Origin of the sequence: Phenylobacterium sp., from assembly GCF_044358365.1 — a bacterium.
Classification (GTDB): domain Bacteria; phylum Pseudomonadota; class Alphaproteobacteria; order Caulobacterales; family Caulobacteraceae; genus Phenylobacterium.
The window spans coordinates 18,676-34,672 of record NZ_JBIKNZ010000001.1 but is presented as its reverse complement, the minus strand read 5'-3'; the positions used below and the strand labels follow the sequence as shown (position 1 = coordinate 34,672).

Annotated in this window: 18 protein-coding genes; 10 read left to right on the top strand and 8 right to left on the bottom strand. The window is 66.5% G+C overall.

Going from position 1 to position 15,997, the window contains the following annotated elements; translation table 11 throughout:
- Window positions 1-148: 148 nt before the first annotated feature.
- From ACIQ3B_RS00190 to ACIQ3B_RS00180, 3 genes are all read left to right on the top strand, one after another.
- The gene (locus ACIQ3B_RS00190; protein WP_397398945.1) at window positions 149-595 is read left to right on the top strand and encodes a YjfI family protein; all 447 of its coding nucleotides are present in this window, start codon (window positions 149-151) and stop codon (window positions 593-595) included.
- An 11-nt stretch (window positions 596-606) separates the two neighbouring features.
- Window positions 607-1,374: a PspA/IM30 family protein gene (locus ACIQ3B_RS00185; RefSeq protein ID WP_397398943.1), complete on the top strand. Its 768-nt coding sequence runs from the start codon at window positions 607-609 to the stop codon at window positions 1,372-1,374.
- A 191-nt stretch (window positions 1,375-1,565) separates the two neighbouring features.
- Window positions 1,566-2,729, top strand: a complete 1,164-nt coding sequence (locus ACIQ3B_RS00180) for a glutathionylspermidine synthase family protein (RefSeq protein ID WP_397398941.1) — start codon at window positions 1,566-1,568, stop codon at window positions 2,727-2,729.
- On the opposite strand, the gene nth is transcribed toward ACIQ3B_RS00180, so the two are convergent.
- The gene (gene nth, locus ACIQ3B_RS00175; RefSeq protein ID WP_397398939.1) at window positions 2,726-3,391 is read right to left on the bottom strand and encodes an endonuclease III; all 666 of its coding nucleotides are present in this window, start codon (window positions 3,389-3,391) and stop codon (window positions 2,726-2,728) included. The two genes, ACIQ3B_RS00180 and nth, sit on opposite strands and share 4 nt — an antisense overlap.
- Before the next feature lies 1 nt (window position 3,392).
- On the bottom strand, window positions 3,393-4,163 hold the full coding sequence (locus tag ACIQ3B_RS00170; RefSeq protein WP_397398937.1) for an SDR family NAD(P)-dependent oxidoreductase: 771 nt from the start codon (window positions 4,161-4,163) through the stop codon (window positions 3,393-3,395).
- 101 nt (window positions 4,164-4,264) lie between these two features.
- Here ACIQ3B_RS00170 and ACIQ3B_RS00165 point away from each other — a divergent pair, with 101 nt between their 5' ends.
- The 3 genes from ACIQ3B_RS00165 to ACIQ3B_RS00155 are packed head-to-tail and all read left to right on the top strand — an operon-like array spanning window position 4,265 to window position 6,392.
- Complete coding sequence (locus ACIQ3B_RS00165; RefSeq protein ID WP_397398935.1) at window positions 4,265-4,780, top strand: DUF2244 domain-containing protein; 516 nt, start codon at window positions 4,265-4,267, stop codon at window positions 4,778-4,780.
- Window positions 4,781-4,803: 23 nt separating this feature from the next.
- Window positions 4,804-5,943, top strand: a complete 1,140-nt coding sequence (locus tag ACIQ3B_RS00160) for an Acg family FMN-binding oxidoreductase (RefSeq protein ID WP_397398933.1) — start codon at window positions 4,804-4,806, stop codon at window positions 5,941-5,943.
- Window positions 5,940-6,392, top strand: coding sequence for a MarR family winged helix-turn-helix transcriptional regulator (locus ACIQ3B_RS00155; protein ID WP_397398931.1), 453 nt, complete (start codon window positions 5,940-5,942; stop codon window positions 6,390-6,392). Before ACIQ3B_RS00160 ends, ACIQ3B_RS00155 begins: the two co-directional genes overlap by 4 nt.
- On the opposite strand, the gene ACIQ3B_RS00150 is transcribed toward ACIQ3B_RS00155, so the two are convergent.
- From ACIQ3B_RS00150 to hslV, 3 genes are read right to left on the bottom strand one after another with little or no spacing between them, the layout of a single operon-like run.
- On the bottom strand, window positions 6,389-7,165 hold the full coding sequence (locus ACIQ3B_RS00150) for a M48 family metallopeptidase (RefSeq protein ID WP_397398929.1): 777 nt from the start codon (window positions 7,163-7,165) through the stop codon (window positions 6,389-6,391). The two genes, ACIQ3B_RS00155 and ACIQ3B_RS00150, sit on opposite strands and share 4 nt — an antisense overlap.
- A gap of 12 nt (window positions 7,166-7,177) precedes the next feature.
- On the bottom strand, window positions 7,178-8,482 hold the full coding sequence (gene hslU / locus ACIQ3B_RS00145) for an ATP-dependent protease ATPase subunit HslU (RefSeq protein ID WP_397398927.1): 1,305 nt from the start codon (window positions 8,480-8,482) through the stop codon (window positions 7,178-7,180).
- A gap of 48 nt (window positions 8,483-8,530) precedes the next feature.
- The gene (gene hslV, locus ACIQ3B_RS00140) at window positions 8,531-9,082 is read right to left on the bottom strand and encodes an ATP-dependent protease subunit HslV (RefSeq protein WP_397398925.1); all 552 of its coding nucleotides are present in this window, start codon (window positions 9,080-9,082) and stop codon (window positions 8,531-8,533) included.
- A 51-nt stretch (window positions 9,083-9,133) separates the two neighbouring features.
- Between hslV and ACIQ3B_RS00135 the strand changes: the two genes are divergently transcribed.
- Window positions 9,134-9,880 carry a HesA/MoeB/ThiF family protein gene (locus tag ACIQ3B_RS00135; RefSeq protein ID WP_397398923.1) on the top strand — a complete coding sequence of 249 codons (747 nt, stop codon included), beginning with the start codon at window positions 9,134-9,136 and terminating at the stop codon, window positions 9,878-9,880.
- Here ACIQ3B_RS00135 and ACIQ3B_RS00130 read toward each other — a convergent pair.
- The gene (locus tag ACIQ3B_RS00130) at window positions 9,871-11,178 is read right to left on the bottom strand and encodes an RsmB/NOP family class I SAM-dependent RNA methyltransferase (RefSeq protein WP_397398921.1); all 1,308 of its coding nucleotides are present in this window, start codon (window positions 11,176-11,178) and stop codon (window positions 9,871-9,873) included. The two genes, ACIQ3B_RS00135 and ACIQ3B_RS00130, sit on opposite strands and share 10 nt — an antisense overlap.
- 54 nt (window positions 11,179-11,232) lie before the next feature.
- On the opposite strand from ACIQ3B_RS00130, the gene ACIQ3B_RS00125 reads away from it, so the two are divergent.
- On the top strand, window positions 11,233-11,427 hold the full coding sequence (locus ACIQ3B_RS00125) for a DUF1674 domain-containing protein (RefSeq protein ID WP_397398919.1): 195 nt from the start codon (window positions 11,233-11,235) through the stop codon (window positions 11,425-11,427).
- 94 nt (window positions 11,428-11,521) lie between these two features.
- Here ACIQ3B_RS00125 and pyrF read toward each other — a convergent pair whose 3' ends face one another.
- Window positions 11,522-12,262 (bottom strand): orotidine-5'-phosphate decarboxylase, encoded by a 741-nt coding sequence (gene pyrF, locus ACIQ3B_RS00120; protein ID WP_397398917.1) that lies wholly within the window; start codon window positions 12,260-12,262, stop codon window positions 11,522-11,524.
- A gap of 63 nt (window positions 12,263-12,325) precedes the next feature.
- On the opposite strand from pyrF, the gene ACIQ3B_RS00115 reads away from it, so the two are divergent.
- On the top strand, window positions 12,326-13,009 hold the full coding sequence (locus tag ACIQ3B_RS00115; protein WP_397398915.1) for a MarC family protein: 684 nt from the start codon (window positions 12,326-12,328) through the stop codon (window positions 13,007-13,009).
- A 2-nt stretch (window positions 13,010-13,011) separates the two neighbouring features.
- On the opposite strand, the gene ACIQ3B_RS00110 is transcribed toward ACIQ3B_RS00115, so the two are convergent.
- Window positions 13,012-13,806: an SDR family NAD(P)-dependent oxidoreductase gene (locus ACIQ3B_RS00110; RefSeq protein ID WP_397398913.1), complete on the bottom strand. Its 795-nt coding sequence runs from the start codon at window positions 13,804-13,806 to the stop codon at window positions 13,012-13,014.
- Between the two features lie 186 nt (window positions 13,807-13,992).
- Between ACIQ3B_RS00110 and ACIQ3B_RS00105 the strand changes: the two genes are divergently transcribed.
- Window positions 13,993-15,915 carry a potassium transporter Kup gene (locus ACIQ3B_RS00105; RefSeq protein WP_397398911.1) on the top strand — a complete coding sequence of 641 codons (1,923 nt, stop codon included), beginning with the start codon at window positions 13,993-13,995 and terminating at the stop codon, window positions 15,913-15,915.
- Window positions 15,916-15,997: the final 82 nt, after the last annotated feature.

The following is a 15,997-nucleotide window of genomic DNA, read 5'->3' as shown; positions in this document are numbered from 1 at the left end:
GCGCCAGCGCCTCGGGCTTGTGAAGCTGGAGCTCTGGGTTCCCCCCGGCGCCAAATCCGATATTCAGGCCGCAGCACGCGCCATCATCACAGCGTCGAGTCGCGGACCGGCGCTGAGAGACCCACAACCTCCGCGAGGATCGTACCAGATGGATCATGTCATCGACACCGATTGGTCGGTGAAATCACTTGCCGAAGCGCTCAGCGAATCGACGCTGTTGCGCGAGGGCGAGATGACGGCGCGGGTGCTGGAGGGGACCGATCCCGTCCTGCAGATCACCATGAACGAGTTCGGCGACCTGCCGATCTTCCTGAGCGTGGGGTCAGAGCAGATCGTGGTTTCCGCTCTGCTTTGGCCGGTGGACGAGCAGGAGAACCAGGCTGCGTTCAACGTATTCCTGCTCAAGGCCCAGAAGCTGGTGCCGCTGTCGAACTTCGGCATCACCACGGTGTCGGAGCGCGACTACTATGAAATTTTCGGCGAGCTGTCGTGCAAGACCACCCTGCAAACGGTGGTGATCGAGCTGCGCATGCTGGCCGAGAACGCCATCCGCGCTGCCGACGAGCTGCGTCAGAATTTCGCTTCGGCTGCCTAGAGGGGTCCGCGATGTCCATTTTCACGAAACTGATCACCCTGTTCCGCGGCACCGCCCATGAAGCCGGTGCGGCCGTTGTCGACGCCAATGCGTTGCGCATCCTGGATCAGGAGATCCGCGACGCCGACACGGCCCTCGGCCGCGCCCGCGACGACCTCGCCACCCTGGTGGCCAAGCGCCGGATGATCGAAAAGGAACTGAAGAACCTGAGCGATCAGGCCAGCCGCTACGAAAGCTCGGCCCGCGCCGCCCTCTCCAAGGGCGACGAGGCGCTGGCGATGGAAGTCGCCCAGCGGATCTCCGAGCTGGAAACCGAGGTCGCCACCAAGACCCCGCAGCTTGGCGAGATGCAGGCCGCGGAAGAGCGAATGCACAAGACCATCGCCACCACCCAGCAGCGGGTGGAAAACCTGCGCCGCGAGATCGACGTGGTGAAGGTCAACGACAGCGTCCAGCGCGCGCAGGCCGCCGTGGCCAACCAGGGCGCCGGCGCCTCGGCGCGGCTGGGTTCGGCCGCTGACAGCCTCAAGCGCATCAAGGAGCGCCAGGCGATCGCCGAAGAGAAATTCAAGGCGGCCGGCGAACTGGAAGACCGCCGCACCGGCGCCGATCTGGACGCCAAGCTGCAGGCCGCCGGCATACTGCCCGGCCATTCGTCCGCCAACGACGTCCTGGCCCGCCTGAAGGCGCCGGCCGCCGAGCCGATGCCCATGCTGGAAGCGCCCCGGTTGCAGATCGAGGCCCAGCCGGTGGCCGTGGAGCGGGGCGAAAAGTCTTGAGTTCTACCTCCCCCACGCAGTGGCGGGAGGGGGACCGCGCCCCGAAGAGGGCGTGGTGGAGGGGGCAAGCCCCACCCACTGAGACAAGGAATTTGTGAGGGCACGGCGCTTGCCGCCCGCCCCCTCCACCATCGGCTCTCCGGCCGATGGTCCCCCTCCCGCCGCCTTGCGGGGGAGGTAAGGAGCCTAGAATGAAGCGTATCAAGACTGCCGAACGCCCCGGCTGCGACGCGCGCGCCGAGGCGCTGGGGTTCACCTGGCGCCATCTGGACGGTGCGCGCTACTGGGACGAGCGCGCCTACTATCAGTTCACCCTGGCCGAGATCGAAGATGGCCTGGAGCATCCGGCGCGCGAGCTTCACGCCCTGTGCCTGGACCTCGTCGCCGAGGTGGTGAAGAGCGAAGCGCTGATGGCGAAGCTGGCGATTCCGGAGGCGTCGCGCGATGACGTCGCCAATAGCTGGAAATCAAAGTCGCCCTCGCTCTACGGTCGCTTCGACTTCGCCTACGACGGAACCGGCCCGGCCAAGCTGTTCGAGTACAACGCCGATACGCCCACCAGCATCTATGAAACCGGCACCTTCCAGTGGGTCTGGCTGGAGGACATGATCGCCGCTGGTCGGCTGCCCGCAGACGCCGACCAGTTCAACAGCCTGCACGAAAAGCTGCAGGCGCGGTTCAAGGCGATTTTCCCGTCCGGCGGCTTCGTCCATTTCGCCAGCGACGAGGAGACGCTCGAGGATCGCCAGACGGTGAAGTATCTGGAAGACATCGCGATACAGGCCGGGATCGAACCCAGGTTCGTCCCGATCGACAAGATTGGCCTCGACGCGGATGGACGGTTCGTGGACCAGGACAACTTCATCATCCAGGCGCTGTTCAAGCTCTACCCTTGGGAGGAGATGTTTCGCGAGGACTACGCCGCCAATATCGGGGGCTCGAAGACCCTGTTTCTGGAGCCGGCCTGGAAGGCCATCCTGTCCAACAAGGGCCTGCTGCCCCTGCTATGGGAACGCAACGCCGGCCACCCCAACCTGCTGCCGGCCTTCTTCGAGGATGATCCCCGCGTCGCGGACCTGGGCAATTCCTGGGTGCGAAAGCCGCTGTTTTCGCGCGAGGGCGCCAACATCGAACTGGTCGCAAACGGCCGCCGGGCCAGGGTTCTGGATCAGGGCTACGGCGAGGAGGGCCACATCCGCCAGGCGCTGCAGCCGATCACCCGCTTCGACGGGAACTACCCGATCATCGGCGCCTGGATGGTGGACGCCGAGCCGGCCGGCGTCGGCATCCGCGAGGACCGCAGCCGTGTGACGAAGAACCTGTCGCGGTTCGTACCGCACGTGATCCTGGATTAAGCGAACGCGGCCCGCGACGGGCAGAGGTCGGCCACCGGACAGTCCTCGCATTTCGGCCGCCGCGCCACGCAAACATAGCGGCCGTGCAGGATCAGCCAGTGGTGGGCCCTGACCAGAGCGGCTTCCGGAACGATGGCCATCAGCTCGGCCTCTACCTTGTCCGGTGTCTTGCCGGTGGCCAGGCCAAGGCGGTGCGAGACCCGGAACACGTGGGTATCGACGGCAATGGCGGGTTCGATGCGAAGCTCGTTGAGCACCACCGAGGCCGTCTTGCGTCCGACGCCGGGCAGGGCCTGCAGGCTTTCGCGGTCCAGCGGGACCTCGCCCCCGTGCTCGGCGATCAGGATCTCGGCCATCCGGATCACGTTCTTCGCCTTCATGTTGAAGAGGCCGATGGACGAGATGAAGGTCTTCAGGCCCGCCTCGCCGAGGGCCAACATCGCTTGCGGCGTGTCGGCTGCCTTGAAGAGCTTGTCTGTGGCCTTGTTGACGGAGACGTCTGTCGCCTGCGCCGATAGCGCCACAGCCACCACCAGCTCATAGGGGCTGGCGTAGCTGAGTTCGGTGCGAGGATCGCTCTCCGCCGCCTCGAACCGCTCGAAGATTTCAGCGATCCGGGCGCGTTCCGCCGGTTTCAGGCGCGGACGAGGCGGCGGCGCCATCTTAGCCCCGGTCCACAGCGAAGGGCCCGAAGGCCTGCTGAACCGGCATCAGTTCCAGGCTGTTGATGTTGATGTGCGCGGGAAGTCGCAATACGCCTTCGCACACCAGCGCCACATCATCGCCCGACATGGCGTGGACCCCGGCGTAGACCTTGTCTGCAGAGGTCTGGTCGCCCTTGAAGCGCACCACGGAAAACTCGGTGTCGGCCATGCCCGGCTCGATCGAGGTGACCCGGACTTTCGAGCCCAGCAGGTCAGCCCGCAGGTTCAGCGAGAACTGGCGCACGAACGCCTTGGTGGCCCCGTACACATTCCCGCCCGGATATGGGTAGCTGGCAGCCACCGACGACATGTTGATCACGTCGCCGCGGTTGCGCGCCACCATGCCGGGCAGGATGGCGCGGGTGATCCGCACCAGGCCGGAGACATTGGTGTCGATCATCGTCTGCCAGTCGTCGACGTCCGCCTCATGAGCCTTCTTCAGGCCCAGGGCCAGGCCCGCATTGTTGAAGAGGATGTCGATCGCCTGGAACGGCTCGGGCAGCCCGCTTACGAGATCGGCGATCGAGGCGTCCTCGCGGACGTCCAGAACCCGGGTGAGCAGGCGCTCGGTAGCCAGTTCGGCGCCGAGCGCGGCCAGCCGGTCGGCGCGGCGTCCTGTGGCGATGACCCGGCCCCCACCGGCCAGCAGCCGCCTGGCCATGGCCTCGCCGAACCCGGACGTGGCCCCCGTCACCAGTGCGATGCGATCCGTGGCCCAGGCGTCTGACATCGAAGCGTCTCCCATCCTTCGGGGATAGGGGGTTGCGGTCGCACCATCAAGCGGTCGACGGGGCTTCTCCCGCCAACGTGAGAGGCCTATCGTGCGGATCGATGAGCCTGCCGCTTTACATGGACGCAGAGATCAAGCCGAACCGCTCTCTCTCGGAGCGCGGGTTCGTGATCCTGATCACCATCATAACCCTGGTGAATGTGGCCTCGGCGATCGTCTTTCTGCGGATCGGCGCGCAGTTGGTGCCGCTGTTTCTGGGGGTCGACGTGGCGGCGATCACGGTTGCCTTCCTTGTCAGCTTCCGCGCGGGCCGCATGATCGAGCGGGTGCGCGTGAGCGCTCGCGACGTGGTGATCACCTATGAGACACCGAAAGCCTCGCGCATTGTCTGGGAGAGCCCCACCGCCTTCACCCGCGTTTCGGCGGAACGCGACGAGGAAAACCGGGTTGTGTCTTTGAAGGTGATGCAGTCCGGCCGGTACGCGCCGGTTGCAGCTGCGCTGAGCCCCGGCGAACGCGGAGAGTTTGCAAGAGCCTTCGAGAACGCCATCTGGCGCGCGCGGCGAGGCGACATCCAGGGACTTGAGGCCAGCCGCGCAGCCGTGTATATAGTTTAGACATAAACTATATGGAGCCGGAGATGACGACCCGTCGAAACGTTCTCGAACTTCTGGCGGCCGGCAGCGCCGCCGGCGCCTTGAGTGGCTGCGCGAGCGCCACGGATGTCGATCCCATCGCCGCCTGGCGAAACCCCGGCGCCGGTGAGAAGGACCCGCGCCGGTGGGTATTGGCGCATGCGATCCTGGCCCCCAACCCCCACAATCGCCAACCCTGGCTGGTGGATCTTGCCGGGACAGACGAAATCGTTTTCTACGCCGACACTTCCCGGCTGCTCCCGGCCACCGATCCGCCGAATCGCCAGATCACCCTGGGCTGCGGGGCCTTTCTGGAGCTCCTGAACCTTGCGGCCTGCGAACGCGGCCTGCGCGCCGACACGACGCTTTGGCCAGAGGGCGAGCCGCAGCCTGTGCTGGACCAGCGGCCGGTTGCGCGGATCCGCCTCACACCGGACCCGGCTGCGGCGCCGGATCCCCTGTTCCGGCAGATCCTGAAACGGCAGACCAACCGCGTGGCCTTTGACCCGAAGTCTCCACCTACCTCGGCCGAGCTGGCCAAGGTGACGGCGGCCGCCCCGGCGCCCCTGGTGTCCGGAGCGATCATCACGCCTGGGGATGTGGCGCGGACGATCGATATCGGCCAGCGCGGCTTTGCGCGGGAAATGACCACGCCGGCGACTGCCCTTGAGTCCGCCAAACTGACCCGGGTCGGGGCAAAGGAAATCGCGCTTCACCGCGACGGTATCTCGCTGCAGGGACCCCTGTTCGAGGTTCTCGCGGCCACCGGCGTGATGTCGCGCGAGGCCATGGCCGACCCCGACTCCTACGCCACGAAGAGCGCCATCGACATGTTCGGAAAGACCCTCAAGTCGACGCCCGCCTTCGTGTGGCTGAAAGGTTCGGACAACAGCCGCGTGACGCAGATCGCCGCGGGCCGCGCCTATGCACGTATGAACTTGACGGCCACCAGCCTGGGCCTTTCCATTCAGCCTTGGAGCATGACGCTTCAGGAGTTTCCCCAAATGGCCGCGCTGTATGCAGAAACCCAGACTGCGCTTGGGGCGTCGCTGACCGCGCCATTGCAGATGCTGGTCCGGATCGGCCGGGCCAAGCCGGGCCCTCAATCGCCGCGTCGGGGGCTCGCAGAGCACATCCGCGCGTGAGCGATCGCCGCAATGATCCCACAGCCTTCGTCTTCATCAACGAAGTGTCGATCATCGAGCACCTGAGCCGCACGGCCGCCGAGCGGGTGCTGCCGGAGGGGTTGTCGCTGGCCGGGTTCACAGTGCTCAACCACATGATCCGCCTGGGTCACGAGCGCCGAGCGCCCGCCCAGATCGCAGGTGCGGTCCAGGTCACCAAGGGCGCCATGACCGGCACGCTGAAGCGCCTGGAAGCGGAGGGCTGGATTTCGGTGACCGCCGATCCGGACGACGGGCGCGGCAAGGTCGTAATGCTGACGCCGGAAGGACGTGCGATTCGGGAGACGGCGCTCAGCGTTCTGGCGCTGCAACTCGAGTTGGTCCTGCGGGCGGTCAGCGAGGATGAGCTGCGCCAGGCCATTCCGGTCCTGCAGAAGGTTCGGGCCGCGCTGGACGCCGCGCGGGACTAGGCCTCAGCCACCGCGACCTTGAGCGCCTCGATCCTCCGACCATCCGCAGGGTGCGTGGACAGCACCTCAGGGGGCTGATCACCAGAGCGGGCGGCGCGGCTCATGCGCTCCCAGAACGTCACCGCGGCGGCCGGGTTCATGTCGGCCTTGCGCATCAGGCTAACGCCGATGCGGTCGGCCTCCAGCTCGTGGCTGCGGGCATAGGGCAGGATCACGCCGAACTGGGCGCCGAGGCCCAGGGCCGCCCCCACTTCGTCGGCGTACTGGGCGTTGTCCCCGCTCGACATGAAAAGTTGCGCCAGAGTGACGCCGGCCTGCGCCGCCAACTGGTGGCTGACGCGTTCGGCGGGATGGCGCGCGAGGATGTGCCCGATCTCGTGGCCCAGCACTGAACCGACCTCGTCATCGCTCCGCGCCAGATCCAGCAGGCCCTTGAAGAAGCCGACCCGTCCATTGGGCAGGACGAAGGCGTTCAGGTCTGGCGAGTCCAGCACAGTGAACGACCAGGTCAGGTCGGGCCGGTTTGCGGCGCGGGCCAGAGGCCTGCCGATCCGGGCCAGCCGGGCCTGGACCGCCGGATCGCGCATGGGCGGGGTCGCCGCCACGATCTGCCCCCAGGATGCATTGGCCATCTCGGCCAGTTGGGCGTCTGAAACCACCACCAGCTGGCGCCGCCCGGTCTCGGCGTTCTGGCTGCAACCGGCCAGGCCCGTCGCCGCCAGCGCCGCCATCAGGCCGCGCCGCGAGAGCCAGGGCTCACAGCGGATACACATCTCGCCGGCCCCCTATAGAATGAACTTCGAGAGGTCGGCGTTGCGCGCAAGGTCGCCGATGCGCGTCTCGACATAGGCCGCGTCGATCACCACCGTCTCGCCGGACTTGTCGGCCGCCGAGAAGCTGATCTCTTCCATGACCTTCTCCAGTATGGTCTGCAGGCGGCGCGCGCCGATGTTTTCCACCGCGCTGTTCACGGCCACGGCGGCGTCGGCGATGGCGTCGAGGGCGCCGGCATCGAAGGTCAGCGTCACATTCTCGGTGAGCATCAGCGCCTGATGCTGACGGACCAGATTGGCCTCTGGCTCGGTCAGGATGCGGCGCATGTCCTGACGGCTGAGCGCCTTCAACTCCACCCGGATCGGCAGTCGGCCCTGAAGCTCCGGCAACAGGTCCGAGGGCTTGGCCACGTGGAAGGCGCCTGAGGCAATGAACAGGATGTGATCGGTTTTCACCGGCCCATATTTGGTGGACACAGTCGTGCCTTCGATCAACGGCAAGAGATCCCGCTGGACCCCTTCACGGGACACATCCGCGCCCTGGCGCTCGCGATTGGACGCCACCTTGTCGATCTCGTCCAGGAACACGATGCCCTGGTTCTCGGCCAGTTCCATCGCCTCGGTGGTCAGCGCATCCTGATCCACCAGCTTGTCGCCCTCTTCGGCGATCAGCGGCGCCCAGGCCCCGGCCACCGTGGTCCTGTGGGTCTTGGTGCGGCCGCCAAACGCCTTGCCGAACATCTCGCCAATGTTGAGCAGGCCCATCTGCGATCCGGGCTGGCCGGGAATGTCCATCATCGGCATGGCCGGGCCGCTATCGGCCAGGGTGAGCTCGACCTCGCGGTCATCGAGTTCGCCCGCCCGAAGCTTCTTGCGAAAACTCTCGCGCGCGGCGGTGGAGCCCTGGCCCGTCAACGCATCAAGAATACGTTCCTCGGCGGCCGCTTCGGCTCGGGCGCGCACGCCGGCCCGGCGTTTCTCGCGCACCATCTGGATCGCGCTTTCCACCAGATCGCGAACGATCTGGTCCACGTCGCGGCCCACATAACCGACCTCGGTGAACTTGGTGGCCTCGACCTTCAGGAACGGCGCCTGCGCGAGCTTGGCCAGCCTGCGCGCGATCTCGGTCTTGCCGACGCCGGTGGGGCCGATCATCAGGATGTTCTTCGGTGTCACCTCATCGCGCAGATCGTCCGGCACGCGCCGGCGGCGCCAACGATTGCGCAACGCCACGGCCACGGCGCGCTTGGCGTCGTCCTGGCCGACGATGAAGCGGTCGAGCTCGGAAACGATCTCGCGGGGGGAAAACTCGGTCATGGCGCTCAGATAGTCACGATTGGAACAAAGGCGAGGTCGTGGGCCGCGTCAGAGCACCTCAACCGTCAGCTCCCCGTTGGTGTAGACGCAGATCTCGGCGGCGATCCCCATGGCCCGACGGGCCACGGCTTCCGCATCCAGGCCGCCCACGTCCGACAAGGCCCGCGCGGCGGCGAGCGCGTAGTTACCGCCGGAGCCGATGGCGGCCACGGCGTGTTCAGGCTCCAGCACGTCGCCCACGCCGGTGACGGTGAAGATCTGATCCTTGTCGGCCACCAGCAACATGGCCTCCAGCCGGCGCAGATAGCGATCCGTCCGCCAGTCCTTGGCCAGGTCCACGCAGGCCCGCGCCAGCTGTTCGGGGTATTGCTCCAGCTTGGCTTCCAGCCGCTCGATCAGGGTGAAGGCGTCTGCGGTGGAGCCGGCGAACCCGGCGATCACCTTGCCGCCGGCCAGCTTGCGGACCTTCTTCGCCGTGCCCTTGACGATGGTCGGGCCCATGGACACCTGGCCGTCTCCGGCCACCACGGTCTTGCCCCCTTTGCGCACTGCGAGGATCGTGGTCCCGTGCCAATCGGGGAAGGCTGAGGTATTCGACATGGCTGCGATGTCGGGTTCGCAACCCCATCGGTCAAGTGAAAGTACCAAATCATGGGCGCCCAGTTCACCGACGAAGAGATCGAGCGCTATGCCCGCCACCTGGTGCTGCGGGAAGTCGGCGGGCCCGGCCAGCAAAAGTTGAAGGCTGCCACGGTGCTGATCGTGGGGGCGGGGGGCCTCGGCGCGCCGGCGGCGCTCTACCTCGCCGCGGCCGGCGTCGGGGCGATCCGGATCGTTGACCCGGATGTCGTCGACCTCTCGAACCTGCAGCGCCAGATCATCTACGCCGGCGCCGATCGCGGACGATCAAAGGTCGACGCCTCGGCCGAACGTCTCCAGGGCCTGAATTCGAATGTCGCCGTCACGGCCCTGAACCGGGCTTTTGATGACACGACGGCCGATGCGCTTCTGGGCGGCGTCGATCTGGTGCTGGACGGCACGGACAACTTCGCGGTCCGCTTCAGCGTCAACGCCGCCTGCGTTCGGCATGGCGCCCCGCTGGTGTCCGGCGCCATCGGCCGCTGGACAGGCCAGGTCGGCGTGTTTGGTCGCAAGCCCTGCTATCGGTGCCTTGTGCCGGAGATCCCGCCCGATGCGGAAACCTGCGCGGCGGTCGGCGTCATCGGCGCCCTGGCCGGCGTGATCGGATCGATGATGGCGCTGGAAGCGGTAAAGCTGATCACCGGCGCGGGCGAGACGCTGTCCGGACGGTTGTTGATCTACGACGCGCTGGCGGCGGAGACGCGCACCGTGCGGATCGCCGGCGACCCGGACTGCCCTGTGTGCGGTCAGGCCTGACCGGCGCGGCGCATCCGGGCGATGTAGAAGCCGTCGGTCCCGCCCGTGCGGTGGTGCGGCAAGATCCGGAGCGTGCCGTCAGCCCGCAGGCTTGCCTCGGGCGCGCCGCCTTCGCCGGGTGCGATCGGGTCCAGGGCGAAGTCGGGGGTGCGCGACAGGAAGGTCGCCACCTGGCCTTCGCCCTCCTCCATTTCCAGCGAACAAACGCAATAGACCAGCCGCCCACCGGGCTTCACGCGCCTGGCCACGCTGGCGAGGAGGCGGGTCTGGACGCTGGCGAGGCGTGGAATATCCTGCGGGCTTGCCACCCACAGCACGTCGGGGTGGCGGCGATAGGTGCCTGTGGCCGAACAGGGCGCGTCCAGCAGCACGGCGTCAAAACTGCGGTTGTCGCGCCAGTCGGCGGCGTCGCCCACCAGGACCTCGGCCTCGAGGCCGGCGCGGGCAAGATTTTCCGAGATCCGCTTCATTCGGCCCGCCGAGCGGTCCAGCGCCGTCACGCGGGCGCCGGTCGCAGCGAGCTGCATCGTCTTGCCGCCGGGCGCGGCGCAAAGGTCCAGCGCGGTTTCGCCGGGCTGCATGGCCAACAGCTGCGCCGGGATGGCCGCCGAGGCGTCCTGGATCCACCAACGGCCCTCGGCGAACCCGGGCCAGCCCGAAACCTCGCCCTTCAGACCCACGCGCAGGCTGCCGCTGGCCAGCACTTCCGCCTCCAGCGGACCGGCCAGGTCCGCCGCGTCGGCGCCAGATTTCAGTGTCAGGTCGGTGGCGGGCTCCTCGCCGATCATGGCCGCCATGGCGTCGGCCGCGTCGTGGCCATAGGCGATCTGCCAGCGAGCCTGCAGCCAGTCCGGCGGGGAGGGGGCCTCGAGTTGCGGCGGCTCGCGGACCAGACCGCGCAGCACGGCGTTGACCAGACCCTTGAACACATGGCCGCCGCTTTGCGCCGCCGCGAGATCAACCGTCGCGCCCACCGCCGCGTGCGCCGGGGTCTTCAAGACCAGCAGCTGCACCGCGCCCAGACGCAGGACATGGACAATGGCGTCGGGCGGCGTCTTCTTGAGGCGCGACTGCAGGACCGTGTCGATGGGTCTCAGCCAACGCAGGGTGGCCATCACCAGGGCGCGGGCGAAGGCTCGGTCGCGAGGCTCCAGCGCGGTCATGCCGGGCAGGTTCAGGCCCTCTTCCAGACCCGCGCGTCGCGACAGGGCCGTGGTCAGGAGCTGGAGCGCGGCGGCCCGTGCGGGAAGGCCGCGGACGTCGGCGTGCGGTTCGGAGGTATTTTTAATGTCGCTCACGGCGCGCGGCGTGCCCGCTTGGAAGCTGGTACGCAAGGGATTAGATGGAGGGCCATGGACAATTCACCCCCCAACGCCGCACCCGGCAAGGACCTCAGCCCCGCCGCGCGCCGGGCTCTCGAGGAAGCTGAGGCCCGCCGTCTGGCCGCGGAAACCGCTGCGCTGGCGCCGGAACAGGGTGGTCCGAAAGGCCCGGAACCCACCCGCTTCGGCGACTGGGAACGCAAGGGTATTGCGGTGGATTTCTAGAGCCTGTCCGTTTCAGATGGCGTCATCTGAAATGGATAAACAGGCTCGCTTTCATACATTTGGAGCGCGACGGGCGCTTGAACCGGTATCCACTTCAAGCTGTCGCGCTCCAGGCGCCACCCATCTCCGCAGCCACCCGCCGCGCCGCCGCCTCCGGATCATTCGCCGCCGTGATCGGGCGCCCGCAGACGATGTGCGACGCGCCGTACCGTAGCGCGTCCAGCGGTGTGGCCGCCCTGGCCTGATCGTTTTTCGCCGACCAGTCTGGGCGCACGCCCGGCGTCACCACCAGGAAGTCCTTGCCGCCGAGAGCGCGAGCGAGCGCCGCCTCGTGCGGGCTGGCCACAACGCCGTCGCAGCCCGCCTCGATCGCCTGATGAATGCGCCGCTCGACCAGGGCGCGGGCGGTTTCGTGATAGCCGACCTCGTGCAGGTCTTCATCGGACAGGCTGGTCAGCACCGTGACCGCCAGGATTTTCAGGCCCGAGGCGCCGCGCCCGCGCACCGCCGAGGCCATCACCTGCGGCTCGCCGTGCACGGTCAGGAAATCACAGCCGGATCCGGCCAGCACGGCGGCGGACCGCTGCACCGTGGTGCCGATGTCGTGTAGCTTCCAGTCGAGGAACACCTGCTTGCCGGCGGCTTTCAGCTCGCCGGCCAGGGTCATGCCCTCACCGCCGGCGAACAGTTCCAGGCCCACCTTGTAGAAGCAGATGCTGTCGCCGAGCGCGGCCACCATCTCGCGGGCCTCGGCGACCGTGGGCAGATCGAGCGGAACGATCAATCTGGGGTCAGCCTTGACGGCAGATTGCGCAAGCGTGGCGGCGGCGACCATGGCATGGCTCCGGTGTGGCGCGGGGTGTGGTCCGCAGCAGGTGATCTGGGCTAAGAGCGAGAGATGAGCCAGGCAGAGTTCGCGGTCAACTTTTTCGTCGCCCTGTTCGCCCTGATCGATCCGATCGGCAATGTGCCCTTGTTTGCGGCGGCCACGGGCGGGGTGAAGTGGCGTGAGCGGGCGTGGATTGCCCTCTATCTGTCTCTGTTCGTGCTGGGGTTCCTGACGTTCTTCTACTTCACCGGCCTGTCGCTTCTGGAGTTCTTCGGTATCTCCTTGCCGGCTTTCAAGATCGCCGGTGGCGTAATCCTGTTCCTGATGGGCCTGGAAATGGCTCGCGACGACTTCAGCGCCAAATTCTCCGGGGACGACGGCGACGGCGATATCGGCGTTGGCATGGCCTTTGTGCGCAAGCGGTTCGAGCGGATGATCGTGCCCTTCGCCATGCCTTTGTTGATCGGTCCGGGCGCGATTTCCAGCGTCATCATCTATGCCGACAAGGCCAAGGCGTTCGGGCTGGCTGGCGCGGCCGTCGGCCTCGGCGTGATCGGCGCGGTATTCCTCGCGACCCTACTGTCCTTCCTGGCCACCCCCATCCTGACCCGGATCCTGGGCCGCATCGGTTTGACGGTGGTGGTCCGGGTTCTGGGCCTGATCCTTTGCGCGCTGGCCATCCAGTTCATCCTGGCGGGCCTCGCCGACAGCACCTCCGGCTTCATCCGCTCGACGGTGGCGCACCCGTACTAGATCTACCGCAACCTCGCCCCCTGGGAAGCCATCAGCGCCAGCGCCCAATCGTCGGGGATCAGCTTGGCGATGACCGAGATCGCCTTGTTGGGCGCGCCGGGGATGCTGATCGCGCGATTGGCCTCTACAGCCTCATAGCCGGTGGCGGCCACCTCATCGGCGCCCTGCCAAAGCCAGGACGGGGTAGCCGCAGTGTACTGCGTGCGGGCGCCGATGACGTCGTGAAACTCCGAATGGGTCAGTCCCGGACACAGCGCCGTGACATGAATGCCGTCGGCTGCCAGCTCCAGGTGCAGGCTCTGCGAGAACTTGATCATATAGGCCTTGGTGGCCGAATAGAGCGTATGGCCGCTTGACCCCGGCAGCAGGCCCGCCAGCGACGCCACATTGACGATCCGTCCGAACCTGCGGTCCCGCATGCCGCCAAGCACCCGATGCGCCAGCTCGGACGGCGCGGTCATCATCACCTGGATGAAGGCGGCCTGATCCGCCCACCGGGTTTCGCCGTAGCTTCCGGTCAGGCCATAGCCGGCATTGTTGATCAGGGCGTCGACTGATCTGCCATGGGCGGTCAGGTGATCGAGGATCTGGCCAGGCGCCTCGGTCTCGGCAAGATCGGCGACCACCGTCAGGGTCTCGACGCCAAACCGGTAGCGGATCTCCTCGGCCAGGGCGCCGAGTCGATCCCCGCGTCGCGCGGTAAGCGCCAGATCATAGCCGTGGCCAGCCAGAATTCGGGCAAAAGCGGCTCCGATTCCTGCGGAAGCGCCCGTAACGAGTGCCAGTTTGCGTTCCATCATGTTCCCTGCAGTCAAGAGCCCTGATACTAGACGAGGCGCTGATCCATTCAAGACGCGGTCACGCCCGCAAAGGCCCTGCCGTCGTACAGCGATTGTAAGGCTTGCGGATTGGGTGTATTCGCGCCCGCCGCTGCGGCATAGGGCCGCCTTGGGGGGTTCGCGAGAACCCCTCGGAGACACCAGATGGCTGATACGGCCGTCGACGCTTCCAAAGCGTCTGAGGATCCGCCCCACTCGCCTCACAAGGAGAAGTTCTGGGCGCTTGCGCTCGGTTCGGTGGGCGTTGTGTTCGGCGATATCGGGACCAGCCCACTCTATGCCATGCGTGAGGCTCTGGCCCACAGCAAGGGCGGTGGTGGTGGCGAGATGGCCGTGCTCGGAGTGATCTCACTGATCACCTGGGCGCTGTTTCTCGTTGTGACCCTGAAGTACGTCTTGTTCCTCATGCGCGCCGACAACAAGGGCGAGGGCGGCACGCTGGCCCTCATGGCCCTCGCGCAACGGGTTAGCCCAGGCGGCCGCTCCGCGGTGATCTTCGTCCTCGGGATGGCCGGCGCGGCGCTGTTCTATGGCGACGGCATCCTTACCCCGGCGGTGTCCGTGCTGTCAGCGGTCGAGGGAATCGGCAAGGCGCCGGGTGTCGGACCGGGCTTCGCCTCTCTCGCCGTGCCGATTTCGGCCGGGATTCTGATATGCCTGTTTCTCGTTCAGTCCCGCGGCACGGCCAGCATGGCGCGCTACTTTGGACCGATCACGGCGTTGTGGTTCATCGTCCTTGCCGCCCTCGGAATTTACCACATCTTTGACGATGTCTCGATCCTGCGGGCGCTTTCACCGGCCTACGGCGTGCTGTTCCTCCTGGATAATGGCTTCCTTGGTTTCATAATCCTGGGCAGCGTTTTCCTGGCGGTGACCGGGGCCGAGGCGCTCTATGCCGACATGGGCCATTTCGGGAAGGGGCCAATCCGGGCGGCCTGGGTGACGCTCGTGCTGCCCGCCCTGCTCCTGAACTATATGGGCCAGGGCGCCATGGTGCTGGCCAATCCGGAAACCCGCGCCGACCCGTTCTTCGACATGATCCCGCAGGTTGCCTACTGGCCGATCATGATCCTTGCGACGGTGGCTACCGTCATCGCCAGTCAGGCGGTCATAACCGGCGCCTTCTCCATGACCCAGCAGGCCGTGCAACTGGGCCTGTTCCCCCGGATCGACATCCGGCGCACGAGCGAGACCCAGGCCGGCCAGATCTACGTGCCCCAGGTCAACACCTTCCTGATGGTCGGCGTGCTGGCCCTGCTGGTGACCTTCCAGAACTCGTCGAATCTGGCGGCGGCTTACGGGATCGCGGTGACCGGATCGATGTTCGTCGACACCCTGCTGTTCTTCTACATCATCCGGTACATGTGGAAGCGCCCGCTCTGGCAGGCGATCGCGGCATGCACCTTCTTCGGCGCCATCGATATCGTCTTCATCTCTTCCAACCTGCTTAAGATCCCCCAGGGCGCCTGGCTGCCGCTGGTGCTGGGCGCGGCCCTGATGGTGGTGATGTGGACCTGGAACCGCGGCGCTGCGATCCTGGCCGACAAGAGCCGCCGCGACAGCCTGCCGCTGCTGGAGCTGGTTGATATCCTCAAGGCCCGCGCGCCGCATCGAGCGCCAGGCACGGCGATCTTTCTGACCTCGGATCCCGACGTGGCCCCGGTGGCCCTCATGCATAACCTCAAGCATAACAAGGTGCTGCACGAGAAAAACATCATCCTGACGCTGATGACCGCCGAAACACCCCGGGTGCGCGATGACGACCGGATCACGATCCTGCCGGTCAATGACGACTTCAAGAAGGTGGTGATCGGCTACGGGTTCATGGAAAGCCCGAATGTGCCCAAGGCGCTTGGCCTTTGCCGCAAACAGGGCCTGAAGTTTGACATCATGGCCACCAGCTTCTTCCTGGGCCGACGCTCTGTGGTTCCCTCGGCCCAGTCGGGCATGCCGCTCTGGCAGGACAAGCTATTCATCTTCCTGATGCGCAACGCCGCCAACCCGACGGATTTCTACAAGATCCCCCCCGGGCGTGTGGTCGAAATGGGCACCCAGGTTACGGTGTAGGCTCCACACCCCCTGGGGGACGGAACACTTGAACCGCAGGGGCTTTGCCCCTTAAAGGCGCGTGACCAATTTTCCTTTCTAC